Source organism: Dielma fastidiosa (assembly GCF_000313565.1).
GTDB lineage: Bacteria > Bacillota_I > Bacilli_A > Erysipelotrichales > Erysipelotrichaceae > Dielma > Dielma fastidiosa.
Genome location: NZ_CAEN01000104.1, coordinates 1 through 355, shown reverse-complemented (window position 1 = coordinate 355; position 355 = coordinate 1). Strand labels below are relative to the sequence as shown.

The window sequence follows — 355 nt, the reverse complement described above, 5'->3', positions numbered from 1 at the left end:
CATCTTTCAGAATTACCCATTGTTCAGAGTTCAGCAAGCTAGCTAATTTCTCAGCTTTTTCTTTATCAGTTTTTAGATTTTTGTCTTCATCGATATTTTTTAAGAATTCCTTTAAAGTAACTTTGTTATCAGCTTTAACATTAGCTACTTTAGTTTTGATAAATGCATTATACTCATCTGATTTTAATACATCAGCATTTGTACCAATGTTATCTAATAATTCTTGATAAGCATCTAAGATAGCAATTACTGAATCTTCATCTTTAAATCTGTCATAATAGCTATGATTCTTGATTAAATCGATACGTTTTTTGATTTGTGTTTTATTGTTTAATTCAATCTTAGCTGGGTCTAA

1 protein-coding gene is annotated in these 355 nt (G+C 27.6%); it reads right to left on the bottom strand.

Annotation, left to right across the window (positions count from 1 at the left end; all coding sequences use genetic code 11):
* Window positions 1–355, bottom strand: a 355-nt coding sequence (locus DAHG_RS21330; RefSeq protein WP_034456179.1) for a hypothetical protein, incomplete at both ends; no start/stop codon positions are given.